Annotated in this window: 13 protein-coding genes; 7 read left to right on the forward strand and 6 right to left on the reverse strand. The window is 55.1% G+C overall.

Going from position 1 to position 13,721, the window contains the following annotated elements; all coding sequences use genetic code 11:
• Positions 1–83: 83 nt before the first annotated feature.
• Positions 84–950, reverse strand: a complete 867-nt coding sequence (locus A4308_RS02830; protein ID WP_045281958.1) for a LysR family transcriptional regulator — start codon at positions 948–950, stop codon at positions 84–86.
• A 104-nt stretch (positions 951–1,054) separates the two neighbouring features.
• Between A4308_RS02830 and A4308_RS02835 the strand changes: the two genes are divergently transcribed.
• Entirely contained in the window at positions 1,055–1,516 is a 462-nt protein-coding gene (locus tag A4308_RS02835) for a multidrug/biocide efflux PACE transporter (protein WP_023331229.1), read from the forward strand.
• Between the two features lie 119 nt (positions 1,517–1,635).
• Positions 1,636–2,865, forward strand: a complete 1,230-nt coding sequence (locus tag A4308_RS02840; protein WP_045281959.1) for an amino acid permease — start codon at positions 1,636–1,638, stop codon at positions 2,863–2,865.
• A gap of 63 nt (positions 2,866–2,928) precedes the next feature.
• On the opposite strand, the gene A4308_RS02845 is transcribed toward A4308_RS02840, so the two are convergent.
• On the reverse strand, positions 2,929–3,201 hold the full coding sequence (locus A4308_RS02845; protein ID WP_014071634.1) for a GNAT family N-acetyltransferase: 273 nt from the start codon (positions 3,199–3,201) through the stop codon (positions 2,929–2,931).
• Positions 3,202–3,211: 10 nt separating this feature from the next.
• Positions 3,212–3,442, reverse strand: coding sequence for a 4Fe-4S mono-cluster protein YjdI (gene yjdI / locus A4308_RS02850; RefSeq protein ID WP_008499689.1), 231 nt, complete (start codon positions 3,440–3,442; stop codon positions 3,212–3,214).
• 177 nt (positions 3,443–3,619) lie between these two features.
• Between yjdI and A4308_RS02855 the strand changes: the two genes are divergently transcribed.
• The 5 genes from A4308_RS02855 to A4308_RS02875 all read left to right on the forward strand — a co-directional run bounded on the left by A4308_RS02855 (position 3,620) and on the right by A4308_RS02875 (position 10,115).
• A complete protein-coding gene (locus A4308_RS02855) occupies positions 3,620–5,260 on the forward strand; it encodes an ATP-binding protein (RefSeq protein ID WP_045281960.1) in 1,641 nt (546 codons plus the stop codon).
• Positions 5,244–5,939 carry a response regulator gene (locus tag A4308_RS02860; RefSeq protein WP_045281961.1) on the forward strand — a complete coding sequence of 232 codons (696 nt, stop codon included), beginning with the start codon at positions 5,244–5,246 and terminating at the stop codon, positions 5,937–5,939. Before A4308_RS02855 ends, A4308_RS02860 begins: the two co-directional genes overlap by 17 nt.
• Positions 5,940–6,107: 168 nt before the next feature.
• The gene (locus A4308_RS02865; RefSeq protein WP_063308469.1) at positions 6,108–7,196 is read left to right on the forward strand and encodes an ABC transporter substrate-binding protein; all 1,089 of its coding nucleotides are present in this window, start codon (positions 6,108–6,110) and stop codon (positions 7,194–7,196) included.
• 86 nt (positions 7,197–7,282) lie between these two features.
• Positions 7,283–9,052 (forward strand): ABC transporter permease, encoded by a 1,770-nt coding sequence (locus tag A4308_RS02870; protein ID WP_023331232.1) that lies wholly within the window; start codon positions 7,283–7,285, stop codon positions 9,050–9,052.
• The gene (locus A4308_RS02875; RefSeq protein WP_045134115.1) at positions 9,045–10,115 is read left to right on the forward strand and encodes an ABC transporter ATP-binding protein; all 1,071 of its coding nucleotides are present in this window, start codon (positions 9,045–9,047) and stop codon (positions 10,113–10,115) included. Before A4308_RS02870 ends, A4308_RS02875 begins: the two co-directional genes overlap by 8 nt.
• 75 nt (positions 10,116–10,190) lie before the next feature.
• On the opposite strand, the gene arsC is transcribed toward A4308_RS02875, so the two are convergent.
• Genes arsC through arsA form a run of 3 tightly spaced genes read right to left on the reverse strand, consistent with a single transcriptional unit; the run spans position 10,191 to position 13,717 of the window.
• Positions 10,191–10,616: a glutaredoxin-dependent arsenate reductase gene (gene arsC, locus A4308_RS02880; RefSeq protein ID WP_014885108.1), complete on the reverse strand. Its 426-nt coding sequence runs from the start codon at positions 10,614–10,616 to the stop codon at positions 10,191–10,193.
• 12 nt (positions 10,617–10,628) lie between these two features.
• A complete protein-coding gene (gene arsB / locus A4308_RS02885) occupies positions 10,629–11,918 on the reverse strand; it encodes an arsenite efflux transporter membrane subunit ArsB (RefSeq protein ID WP_045134114.1) in 1,290 nt (429 codons plus the stop codon).
• Positions 11,919–11,965: 47 nt separating this feature from the next.
• Positions 11,966–13,717 (reverse strand): arsenite efflux transporter ATPase subunit ArsA, encoded by a 1,752-nt coding sequence (arsA, locus tag A4308_RS02890; protein ID WP_045134113.1) that lies wholly within the window; start codon positions 13,715–13,717, stop codon positions 11,966–11,968.
• Between the last annotated feature and the right edge of the window lie 4 nt (positions 13,718–13,721).

The raw sequence follows: 13,721 nt of genomic DNA on the forward strand, positions 1-13,721 counted from the left end.
GTGTTAAATGACATGACGATAGTAGAGGATTGTTACTGGCAATTATCTTAATTGTTTAAAAATAGTGAGTTTAATCACAAGGATTAACGGACATCCTGCAGATACTGCCGCAGCCAGCTTCCGGCAACGCCGGGAGGGGATCGTTTATTCCACAGCAGATCGATGCCGATCGCCCTTGGCCAGCCAGGCACATTGAGCTGAACAAGGGATTTCGCGGCGGCAAATTCATCCACCAGCGCGCACGGCAACACGCACCAGCCGAATCCCTGCACTGCCATACTCAAGAGTAACAGGTAATTCGGTGCTGACCAGACGGGTCCTCGCGCAATTTCAGCCTCGCGTTCCAGATAGGTGCTAAGCCGCAGTTCGCGCCAGCCGTGCAGCTCGTCACTCTGCACTTCGGCTTGGCCCGCCAGGGGATGCGTGGTCGCAACATAAATTGCCATACGGGTCTGCATCGGCAGGCGGGTAACGCCAATGTCGGTGGGGTAACTGTCCCGCGCTTCCGTCAGCCCCACCTGCGCTCGCGCCTTTTGCAGCAGATCGATCACATCCTCTTCCTCGCCAATCAGACATTCGAACGCCGTATGGGGAAAGCGAGCGTCAAACTGCTTCATCATCTCTTCCAGCACGTCCGGGTTCAGGGTATCGGAAAGGACAAATGTCAGACGCGCCTCCGTTTGTGCCGTTAGCGACACCGCCAGTTCATCCAGCCGCGTGCTGGCGGCAAGGATGGCCTGCACATAACCCAACACCTGTTCACCCTGAGCCGTTAACACCGGCTGACGCGCCGAGCGGTCAAACAGCTCAAAACCGAGATCGGCTTCAAGATGGGCAATGGAGGTGCTGATCGTCGACTGACTTTTACGCAGCCGGCGTGCGGCGGCAGAGAAAGAGCCAGCCGCAACGGCCTCAACAAACGCGGTAAGGGCTTCAGGTGAATAGCGCATAACCTATCTACTTTATCGATGGATACCATCTTTAATATATCAGCTTTAACGATAAAAATAGGCCGCATCACCGCCCATACCGGCGAATTAATGAGGTCTACACTATGCAACATCAGGATGCACTCCACCGTAAACTGCCGGAGCGGATCTTCCATGCAGTCTGTTTCGAAGGGATTGCCACGGCGATCCTCGCCCCTACGGCCGCGTGGCTCATGCAGCGCTCCGTAGTGGAAATGGGGGGATTGACCGTTATTCTGGCCACTACCGCCATGCTCTGGAACATTATTTATAACTTCGGTTTCGACCGTTTCTGGCCAGTCCAGCGGGTAACACGCACGGCAAAAGTGCGTGCGCTGCACGCCCTGGGGTTCGAATGTGGATTTATTGTGATTGGCGTGTCGATTGTCGCTGCCGTGCTGGGCGTCACCTTGCTTCAGGCATTCACACTGGAAATAGGTTTCTTCCTGTTCTTCCTGCCCTACACCATGTTCTATAACTGGGCATACGATAACCTGCGTGAGAAATTCCTTAAGCGTCGCCAGCAACGACGCGCCCTGGCAGGCTAAATGCTCTCTGGCCGGACGCCTGTTCCGGCCAAACGCCAACGAAGCAACTGCGCTCTACGAGCATAACTATGGTAAATTGCACGCCATTCTGATGGTTTGATAGTTGAAACGTTGCTCTAATGTCGAAAATTTGGTCAAAAGATGAGACTCTCTGGAGTTTCGCTCTCTATGGCACGGCCGTGGGCGCAGGAACGCTGTTCTTGCCCATTCAGCTGGGCTCTGCAGGCGCTATTGTTCTGTTTATTACCGCCCTTGTGGCCTACCCGTTAACCTACTGGCCGCATCGCGCGCTGGCGCAATTTATTCTCTCTTCAAAAACAAAAGGCAATGAAGGGATCACCGGCGCCGTCTCGCACTATTACGGCAAGAAGATTGGCAATCTGATCACCACACTCTATTTCATCGCCTTCTTTGTGGTGGTGCAGATTTACGCGGTGGCCATCACCAACTCGTTAACCGAGCAACTGGCAAAACACCTGACGGTGGATACCGCCGTGCGCGTGCTGGTCAGTTTAGGTGTGGTGCTGGTGCTGAATCTGATCTTCCTGATGGGACGGCATATCACGATAAAGGTGATGGGCTTCCTGGTATTCCCGCTGATTGCCTATTTCCTCTTTGTCTCGATCTACCTGACCGGGAACTGGCAACCCTCGCTACTTACCAGCCAGATGGCCGTTGATCGCCATACGCTGCATCAGGTATGGATTTCCATTCCGGTGATGGTGTTTGCCTTCAGCCATACCCCGATTATCTCGACATTTGCCGTGGATCGTCGCGAGAAGTTTGCTGACGCCGCCATGGATAAATGCAAGAAGATCATGAAGGTGGCGTACCTGATTATCTGCCTGAGCGTGCTGTTCTTTGTCTTCAGTTGCCTGCTCTCGATTCCGCCGTCCTACATTGTGGCCGCCAAAGAGCAAGGGGTAACCATCCTGTCAGCACTGTCGATGATGCCCTCTTCTCCCGCATGGCTCGGCATTTCCGGGATAATCGTGGCGATTGTTGCGATGTCGAAATCGTTCCTCGGCACCTATTTTGGGGTCATTGAGGGGGCGACGGAGATCGTGAAGTCGTCGCTCAATCAGGTTGGTGTGAAAAAGAGCCGCGCCTTTAACCGCGCGATTTCCATTATGGGTGTGTCGTTAATTACCTTCGCGGTCTGCTGCATAAACCCGAACGCGATTTCGATGATTTACGCTATCAGCGGCCCGCTTATCGCCATGATTTTGTTTATCATGCCGACGCTGTCGACGTACCTGATCCCTTCTCTGAAGCCTTACCGCTCCCCTGGCAGCCTGCTGACGCTGATCGTCGGCGTGCTGTGCGTGTCGGTGATGTTTGTTGGCTAATGTTCCCGCCATACATTGTGCCGGGTAGCGCTGCGCTTACCCGGCCTACATTCCTACAGAGAATCACGCCCGGATATCGTCATATTCCCGCGTATTATCAAACTCATGTTTCGCAAACGGACACAGCGGAATAATTTTACGGTTCTCACCGCGCATCTTCTCGACCACTTTCGCCACCAGCTGTTTGCCAACGCCCTGCCCTTTCAGGCTCGGATCGACATCAGTATGCTCAATAATGCTCAGGTGCTCGCCGGTCGGCACGAAGACAATCTCCGCCACCTGATTTCCGTCTGCATCATTCACGTAAAACTTGTTATGGCCTTCCAGAATATCCATGGTTCCTCGCTTATTTTTGGCGATACTTCAGCGCACCGCTCGGGCAGGTATCAATTACGCGTACAACCGTTTCGACGTCCACTTCATCAGGAATAATCCACGGTTTACGTTTCAGATTAAACAGCTTTGCGCTCCCACGCACGCAGTTACCTGAGTGTTTGCAGATCCCGGTGTTGAAGTACACGTCAATTTTCTCGCCGGTATAGGCCCGGTAACCCGCATCCAGTAGTTCTTTATCCATGACATTGCCTCTGTAATTATTCTCGTGCTGAATGAAGCATAGCCTTACGGGATCCCGATGGCTATCACGCTGAAAACGAAAAGCCAGCTCACAACTCTTTTCTTACCGGATTGCGTCCACTATTTGCACATGTCAGGCTCCATAAATATCCCCTTTTCCAAGGCTAGCGCGGGTTGAATGAAACGCAGACTCTCTTTTCAGGTAAAGCTGTTTTTAGCGCTGGTGTGCTTCTCCTGCCTGCTGTTAGTGCTGCTGGGTACGATCCTGTTTCATTTTATTGACCGGCAGCTCCATCACGATCTCGGCCAGCGCGCCCGGGTTCAGGCCAGTGAGATTGCGCTGATGCCGGGTCTGGCGGAAAAGGTGGCGGCCAGAGATATCCCCGGCATCGCCCGGTTAATTCAGCCGCTGCGTGCCGAAAGTGACGCCAGCTATATTGTGATTGGCGATACCCACGAGCAGCATCTTTATCATTCGGAATCCCCGGAGCGCATTAATTTACCGATGATCGGCGGTGATAATGCCGAAGTACTCAAGGGCAAAACCATTATTTCCGTGCGTCAGGGCGGGATTGGGGTTTCGCTGCGCAGCAAAGCGCCCATCTTCAATGCACAGCATCAGGTGATTGGCATTGTCTCGGTCGGCTATCTGACTTCGTATATCGCCAACATTAACGCCCGCATTCTCTGGCAGGCCGGTTTATACGGGATTGCCCTTCTGCTGCTGCTGTTTATTTTCTCCTGGCTGTTTACCCGCAACCTTAAAAAACAGATGTTCAGACTTGAGCCGAAAGATATTGCCCAGCTGGTTTTGCAGCAAAGGGCGCTGTTAGAAGCCATGTATGAAGGGGTATTTGCCGTCAATGAAGAGAAGCAACTGATTTTAATTAACCGCGCGGCACGAGAAATGCTGGATATTCATCGGAGTGAAAAAGATCTTATCGGCAAGCCGCTGGACGAGGTTCTGCAAACCTCGCCGGGGTTTTTAACACAGCGCTACGCCTCGGTGAGCAGCGGCCGCCACGACCAGATTGCGGTACTTAACCAGCGCGAGGTCATCGTCAACCGCGTGGCGATTGAGGTCGAGCCTGGCGTTGAAAGCGGCTGGGTATACAGCTTTCGCGACAAAAACGACATTAATACCCTCAGCAGCCAGCTCAGCCAGATCAAACGCTATGCCGACAACCTGCGCATTATGCGCCACGAACAGCTGAACTGGACCGCGACGCTGGTGGGGTTGTTGCAGATGAAACACTATGACGAAGCGATCCGCTATATCCAGGTGCAGTCGGAAGGCGCACAGCGCGTGCTGGACTTCGTGTCGGCCCATTTTGCCTCTCCGGCCTTATGCGGGCTGCTGCTCGGGAAATATGTCAGCGCACGGGAAAAAGGGGTTGAGCTACAGTTTGATCCCGCATGCCAGCTCACCCGCATGCCGTCCCGCCTCAGTGAAACGGAGCTGATGTCCATTATTGGTAATTTGCTGGATAACGCCGTGGATGCGACCCTCACCGCACCGGTCCCCGCGCCGGTAGAACTCTATATTTCCGATCGCAACCTGGAGCTGCTGATTGAGGTGGCCGACCGGGGCTGCGGGGTGGATGATGCGCTGAAGCCGCATATCTTTCGACAGGGATTCAGCAGCAAGCCGGACAGTGAAAACGACATTGTGGGTACCGAGCACGGTATCGGCCTGTTTCTGGTGGCAGGCTATATCAACAAAGCGGGCGGCAGCATTGAGATTGCCGACAATACGCCGCAGGGCACGATTTTCTCTGTATTTATTCCGAATGGGCTAAAGCATGACCCATGCACTTGATGTTGTGATCGTTGAGGATGAGCCGCACCTGGCGGAGCTGCATCGCGAGTATATTGAGCAGAACTTTCATCTGCACGTGGTGGGCATCGCCGCGTCGATTGAGCAGGCATGCAGCCTGATTCGCCAGCATCAGCCGCGGCTTATTCTGCTGGATAACTATCTTCCGGACGGCAAAGGCGTGGAGTTAATCGACACTCCCCTGCTGAAAAGCTATGAGTGCTCGGTGATCTTCATCACCGCCGCCAGCGATATGCAGACCTGCAGCCATGCCATGCGCAGCGGCGCGTTTGATTACCTGATTAAACCGGTCTTTTTCCAGCGCCTGCACGCCTCGCTGGAGCGTTTTATGCGCTTCATCCACACCGTGCAGCAGGTAAAAGTCGTTGATCAGCATGCGCTGGATCGCCTGTTTAACCTGCCTGCTGCTGAATCCCCGCACACGCCGTCGACGAAGGGCATTGAGCCTCAGACCCTGGAGCGGATCAAACGGCTGTTTGCCGATCGTCCCGACAGCGCAATGTCGGTGGAGGAGGTCGTGGAAAACGTCGGGGTCAGCAAAACCACGGGGCGTCGCTATCTTGAATACTGCGTGGAGAGTGGGTTAATCAGCGTCGAAATGCTGTACGGCAATATCGGTCATCCCAGAAGGCTATACCGTAAAGCCCCCGATAAAACGTAATCCGCGAACATTAGCCAGCAAACGTTCGCGGATTCTATGGTGTTAATTGCTGAAACGACGGTGACAATCACACTTCGGAATCATCGCCCGCTTCCCCCTATTGTGGGTGGAGGCCGATAGGCTATGTTGACAATTAGTTCCTCAAATGTAACTAAAAGGTTAACTATAATGTCGAACACATTCCGAATTTCTCTGATTACCGCTACCGTCCTGTTCTCCGCTTCTGCGCTGTCTGCCCTGCCGCAGGGCTATCCGGCTGAGTATCAAAAGGTTGTCGATGCCGCCACGAAAGAGGGCAAAGTTGTCATCTACTCCACCACCGACACCAAAGCCGCCGGGCCGCTGATCGAAGGCTTCGAAAAAACGTATCCAGGCATCAAAGTTGAATATAACGACATGAACAGCACGGAACTGTACAACCGTTTTATCAGCGAACAGGCCTCCGGTGGCGGTAGCGGTGATGTGGTCTGGAGCTCGTCCATGGACACCGGACTGAAGCTCGCCGCTGACTACGCTATGGAGTATAAATCGCCGGAGCAGAGCCAGCTGCCGAAATGGGCGGTCTGGAAAGATAAGGCGTACGGCACCACCTATGAGCCGGTGGTCTTTATCTACAATAAACGCATGATCCCGGCCGGTGACGTGCCGGATTCACACGCCGCGCTGGCGAAGCTGATTGCCAGCCAGACGGATAAATTCAAGAGTAAAGTCACCACCTATGACATTGAGAAATCAGGTCTTGGTTTTATGCTCTCAGTGCAGGATCACAAGGCCGATCCAAATTACTTTAAAACCCTGGCCGACGTTGCCAAAGGTGGCTTAGCGGTGCAGTCGTCTACCGGCACCATGATGGAGAGGGTCTCCTCCGGTGAAAACCTGATCGGCTTCAATATCCTTGGTTCTTACGCTGAAGCGCGTGCGAAGAACGACCCGTCGCTCTGCATATCCTATCCAAAAGATTACACCCTGGTGCTGTCGCGCGTGTCGTTCATCAGCCAGCAGGCGCAAAACAGCAATGCGGCAAAACTGTGGCTGGACTATGTGCTGTCTGAAAAAGGCCAAAGCATCCTGGCAAATCAGGCGGACATTCCATCCATTCGTAACGATATCGAAGGCAAAAACGATATCGACGGCCTGACCAAAATCCTCGGCAATGCGCTGAAGCCGATCCCGGTTGATGAATCGCTGCTGGAGTATCTGCAGCCGAAGAAACGCCTGGAGTACATCAAAGAGTGGCGTGCAGCCGCCGCCAAATAAGCGTCCTGGCGCGGCGGCGTGCGCCGTCGCGCGTCTGTTCATCTGACTGAGTTCATTTTTCCGGGCTGCAACACCAGGGATACCCCATGAATACATTACGCAGAAAGTGGCAAAGCCTGCCGCGCGGTATTGTCGTGTTGATAACCGCCCTGGTTATCTATACGCCACTGTCGTTTATCGTGATACAGAGCTTCCTGTCCGCCCCGTTCTTTTCCCCGGCAAAAGAGTGGAGCCTTGAATCATTTGGTTTTATCTTCACCGACCCTGATTTCTACAAGGCCCTGAGAAGCGGCTTTCTTCTCGCGTTCGGGCTGGTCATCATTGCCATTCCGCTGGGTGGCGTGCTGGCGTTTCTGATGGTGCGTACCGATCTGCCAGGCCGACGCCTGATCGAACCGCTGATCCTGGTCCCGATTTTCGTTTCACCGATGGTGCTGGGTTTTGGCTATGTGGTGGCTGCCGGTCCGGTGGGCTTCCTGTCCCTGTGGGCACAGGCGCTGATCGGCTTTGTGCCGTGGAACATCTATGACATGTCGAGCATCGTGGTCATTGCCGGCCTGACGCATGTTCCGCATGCCTATCTCTATATTTCCTCCGCGCTGCGTAGCGTAGGCTCCGATGTGGAAGAAGCCGCGCGCACCGCGGGCGCCTCTCCACTGCAGGTGATGACCTCCGTCAGCCTGCCGATGGTGCGGCCATCCATCCTGTACGCCATCGTGCTGCTGTTCTTCCTCGGGCTGGAAGTGTTTGGTCTGATGCTGGTACTTGGCGATCCGGAAGGCAACATGGTGCTGGCGACCTATCTGTACCAGCTGACGAACAAGCTCGGAACGCCTTCCTATCATCTGATGGCGGCGGTCGCCGTGGTGCTGATTTGCATCACTATCCCGCTGGTCATGCTCCAGCGTCGCCTGATGCGCACCGCCAACCGCTTTGTTACCATGAAAGGGAAAGCCTCTCAGGCTCGCGCGTTACCACTGGGTAAATGGCGCTGGGTGGCCGGGGCGGTGGTCGCCTTCTGGCTGACTGTCACCATCGGCGTTCCCCTGCTCGGCGTAGTGCTGCGCGCGTTCATCTCCAACTGGGGGGTGGGCGTTTCGCTGTGGGATGAGCTTTCGCTGAGTACCTTCCGCACCATCTGGGCGCAGCCTAACCTGCTGCGCGCCATCGTCAACTCGATGTCGATTGGCGTGATTGGCGGCGCACTGGCCGTCGCGTGCTACCTGTTTGTTGGTATTGCCATGCACCGTAAACCGGACAACACCACGCGGTTCCTGGATTACAGCGTGCTGGTGCCGCGCGCCGTGCCGGGATTGCTGGCGGGTCTGGCCTTTTTGTGGGTGTTTCTCTTCCTGCCGATGTGGCTGGATAACGCCCTGAAATCCGGCTGGCTTTCCGGATTCGTCTGGACCGACTGGATGCGCGAAAACGTCATCGTCTGGCTGCGCTCGCTGCGCAGCACCATTTTCAGCGTCTGGCTGGCTTATACCGTGGTGTGGATGGCTTACGGACTGAGGCTCATCTCTTCCACGCTGTTGCAGGTGGGGCCGGAGCTTGAAGAGGCGGCACGCAGCACCGGCGCGACGCGCGGGCAGATCACCCGCCATGTCACCATTCCGCTCTCCCGCTACGGGCTTATCGGCTCATGGCTGCTGATGTTCCTGATCTTTGAGCGCGAATATTCAACCGGTGTGTACCTGCTCTCCCCCGGCACGGAAACCATCGGCTCGATGCTGGTTTCCCTGTGGGCCGCGGGTGCAATTGATATCGTGGCGGCGCTCTCTTTCATTAATATCCTGCTGGTCGTGGTAGGTCTGGGCATTGCCCTTCGTTTCGGAGTGAAATTACATGATTGAATTAGCGGTTGACGATCTGCACTTAACCTACGGCGACAATCCTGTTTTAAAAGGGGTCTCCATGAACCTGAAACGCGGCGAAGTGGTCTCCCTGCTGGGCCCTTCCGGCAGCGGCAAAACCACCCTGCTGCGCGCCGTCGCGGGTCTGGAAAAACCGACCCAGGGGTCGATTGTCATTGGCCAAAATAAAGTTTATGACGGTACGCCGCGCAGCGAGGTTCCGGCGGAGGAGCGTAACCTGGGGCTGGTGTTCCAGTCCTACGCCTTGTGGCCGCACAAAACCGTATTTGAAAACGTGGCCTATCCGCTCAAGTTGCGTAAAGTCCCGGCTAAAGAGATCCAGCAGCGCGTACAGGATGTACTGGACCAGCTGGGTCTCGGCCATCTTGGTAAACGTCATCCGCACCAGCTCTCCGGCGGGCAGCAGCAGCGCGTGGCGATTGGCCGGGCGCTGGTCTATAACCCGCCGGTGATTTTGCTGGACGAGCCGCTGTCCAACCTCGACGCCAAACTGCGCGAAGAGGCCCGCGTATTTCTGCGCGAGCTGATCATTAAGCTCGGGTTATCTGCGCTGATGGTAACGCACGACCAGAACGAAGCGATGTCGATTTCCGACCGCATCCTGCTGCTCAACAACGGTAAAATCGAGCAACAGGGTACACCGCAGGAGATGTACGGTTCGCCGAAAACGCTTTTTACGGCCGAGTTTATGGGCAGTAATAACCGCCTGCATGGCAAAATCACCGAAGTACGCGACGGCAAAGCACGCATTGAAGGAAAAGACTGGGTGCTCTGGGGCCAGGCGGGTGAAGGGGTACAGAGCGGTAATGAGGCTACGGCGGTGATCCGCGTCGAGCGCGTGGCGGTGGTCGAGGGGCCGGGGGAAAATCAGCTTGCGCTGCCGCTCCTCACCAGCATGTATCTTGGCGACCGCTGGGAGTACCTGTTCCGCACGGCGGGGGATGATTATGTGATCCGCGCTTACGGGAATGAGCTTCGCGACCCGCAGCATTGTCATCTATCGCTGCCAGAGAAGCATGTCTGGATATTCCCGAAAAACTAGAGAAATCGGCCTGCCATTCAGTGGCTAAACGGGATGGCAGGCCGACACTCAAAGCGCGAATGCGCTCCGCCATACTTATTTCAATCGTTTACCTGTTTCATCAACGACCTTCTCGCCGTCTTCCTTCGCGAAAGCCGCTTTCTGCGCATCCGGAAGAATATCCAGAACCACTTCTGAAGGACGGCACAGTTTGGTTCCCAGCGGTGTCACGACAATAGGCCGGTTAATCAGGATCGGATGCTGCAGCATAAAGTCGATTAACCGATCGTCAGTAAACTTATCTTCCGCCAGCCCCAGTTCTTCATAAGGCTCGACATTTTTACGCAGCAGCGCACGTACCGTGATCCCCATATCTGCAATAAGTTTGACCAGTTCATCGCGAGACGGCGGATTCTCCAGGTAATGAATGACGGTCGGTTCATTTCCGCTGTTGCGGATCATCTCCAGCGTATTACGCGACGTACCGCAGGCCGGGTTGTGATAAATAGTGATGTTGCTCATAACAGTATCTCATTACAAAGTGAAAGAGAGACGTAGCGCCAGCGCGGCCAGCGTTACAAACAGCACAGGCAGAGTCATAACGATCCCGGTGCGGAAATAATATCCCCAGGTAATCGTCATGTTCTTCTGTGAAAGGACATGCAGCCAGAGCAGCGTTGCCAGGCTCCCAATAGGGGTGATTTTTGGCCCCAGGTCGCAGCCAATCACGTTGGCGTAGATCATCGCCTCTTTGATAACACCGGTTGCGGTGCTGCCATCAATAGAGAGCGCACCAACCAGCACGGTCGGCATGTTATTCATGATGGAAGACAGGAAAGCCGTCAGGAAGCCGGTACCCAGCGTCGCGGCCCAGAGTCCTTTATCCGCCAGCACGTTCAGCACACCTGAAAGGTATTCGGTAAGCCCGGCGTTGCGCAGGCCGTAGACCACCAGGTACATCCCCAGCGAGAAGATGACGATCTGCCAGGGTGCGCCATGCAGCACTTTGCCCGTGTTAATGGCATGGCCGCGTTTCGCCACAGCAAACAGGATGACGGCCCCCACCGCCGCAATCGCGCTCACCGGAATACCGAGCGGCTCAAGGACGAAAAAACCTACCAGCAACAGAATTAAAACGACCCAGCCGGTACGAAACGTCGCCGGATCTTTAATCGCTTTTGCCGGTGTCTTAAGAAGAGACAGCTCGTAAGTCGGCGGGATATCTTTGCGAAAGAACAGATGCAGCATCACAAGCGTGGTGACAATGGCTGCAATATCGACCGGAACCATCACCGACGCGTATTCGGTGAACCCCAGACCGAAGAAGTCTGCCGAAACAATATTCACCAGGTTTGACACAATAAGCGGCAGACTGGCGGTATCGGCAATAAACCCGGCGGCCATCACGAATGCCAGCGTGGTGCCTTTGCTGAACCCTAATGCCAGCAGCATGGCAATCACGATCGGTGTCAGAATAAGAGCAGCACCGTCGTTGGCAAACAGTGCCGCTACCGCTGCGCCGAGCAGAACGATATAGGTAAAGAGCAAACGGCCCCGACCATTCCCCCAACGCGATACATGCAGCGCTGCCCATTCGAAAAAGCCGGATTCATCAAGCAGCAGGCTGATAATAATGACGGCAATAAACGTTGCCGTCGCGTTCCAGACGATATTCCACACCACCGGAATATCGCCTAAATGCACAACGCCTGAAATCAAAGCCAGGGCTGCGCCCAGCGTCGCGCTCCAGCCGATCCCCAACCCCTTCGGCTGCCAGATAACCAAAACAAGGGTCAGGACAAAAATAGCGCCTGCCAGTAACATAAAACCTCCTGACAGAGCGGCTCTGCCGCCCTGTATTAACCAAAAAATTAACGCATCAACGCTCTGAGCTTTTCGATACCGGCAGGCTCTGACGCCAGTAGCGGAACAAGCGCTATACGGTCAGCATGCTGATGCTTAACCGCCTCAATCTGCGGCAATTCCTGCCGGGCGCGCTGGCAAAGCAATGGAGAATGCGTATCCGCAATAGAAAGGCTGTTATTGATAATCCAGCCCCACGGATGAATCCCCGCGCGTTCAAGATCGGCCTGCAAATTCGCTGCCTCCAGCACAGGAGTGGTTTCCGGAAGCGTAACCAGCAGCACTTTGGTTCGCTCCGGGTCCTGAAGCTGCATCATCGGGGTAGTAAAATGGCCTTTGTCGCCCATTTTTTTGGCAATTTCGCGGTGATAAGCCCCGGTTGCATCCAGCAGCAACAGCGTATGCCCCGTGGGAGCCGTATCCATCACCACAAACCGCTTACCTGCTTCGCGGATCACGCGGGAAAATGCCTGGAAGACGGCGATCTCTTCAGTACAGGGGGAACGTAAATCTTCTTCCAGTAGCCGTTTCCCTGCTTCGTCCAGATCTTTTCCCTTCGTCTCAAGGACATGCCGGCGATAGCGTTCGGTTTCCTCGTGTGGGTTGATCCGGCTGACCTGCAGGTTATTCAGGCTGCCATTTAGCGTTGTGCTGAGATGTGCGGCGGGATCGGAGGTGGTGAGATGGACATCAAACCCCATGTCTGCCAGCCTGACGGCGACGGCAGCCGCCATCGTGGTTTTACCCACGCCACCTTTGCCCATCAGCATAATCAGGCCGTGTTCGTTACGGGCGATATCCTCGACCAGGCCAGAGAGCGATGCGTTTTCAGGCGTATCCAGGGCGTTCGTTGCCGGGAGCGGTAATGCCTCAGAACGGCTTTCCAGCAGGCCCTTTAATGCCGACACGCCAACCATGTTGACGGGTTGCAGTAATAAGGTATCTGTCGGCAGCCCGGATAAACCGGCAGGAAGATTTGCCAGGGCCTCTTGCTCCCGTTGCCATATCGCAGCAGCCAGTGCGTCATGTTCCGCTTCGGCTGCCGGCAAAACGCCATTAATCACCAGATACTGGTTTTTCAGGCCGATCGCCGCCAGTTCTTCATGGGTGCGGGCGACTTCCTGCAAAGTGGATTTCTGCAGTCGTGCAACCAGAACCAGACGGGTACGCGCAGGATCGGATAACGCCTCTACCGCGTGTGCGTACTGCTCACGCTGTTTTTCCAGCCCGGCCATTGGGCCGAGACAGGAAGCACCGTCCGGGTTACTTTCAATGAAGCTACTCCAGGCGCCGGGAAGCTGGAGCAGGCGAATAGTGTGGCCCGTCGGCGCTGTATCAAAAATGATGTGATCGAAGCGGGTCAGCAGGGAAGCGTCTGTCAATAAACCGGTGAACTCATCGAACGCCGCAATCTCAGTCGTACAGGCGCCGGAAAGCTGCTCGCTGATGCTGTTAACGACGTCATCAGGCAAAAGCCCCTTAACAGGATCAACGATTCTGGCGCGATACTGCTGTGCAGCTTCCTGTGGGTCAATCTCCAGAGCGGAAAGCCCGGGAACGGCATTAACAGAGTGGATCGTGTTACCGATAGTTTGATCAAAGACCTGGCCGACATTGGAAGCGGGATCGGTACTCACCAGCAATACCCGCTTACCCCGTCCCGCCAGGCGGATAGCCGTCGCGCAGGAAATGGAGGTTTTGCCCACTCCGCCCTTTCCGGTAAAAAACAGGTAAGGCGGGATATTCTGTAAGAATTTCATATGT

Source organism: Enterobacter sp. ODB01, from assembly GCF_001623605.1.
GTDB lineage: Bacteria > Pseudomonadota > Gammaproteobacteria > Enterobacterales > Enterobacteriaceae > Enterobacter > Enterobacter kobei.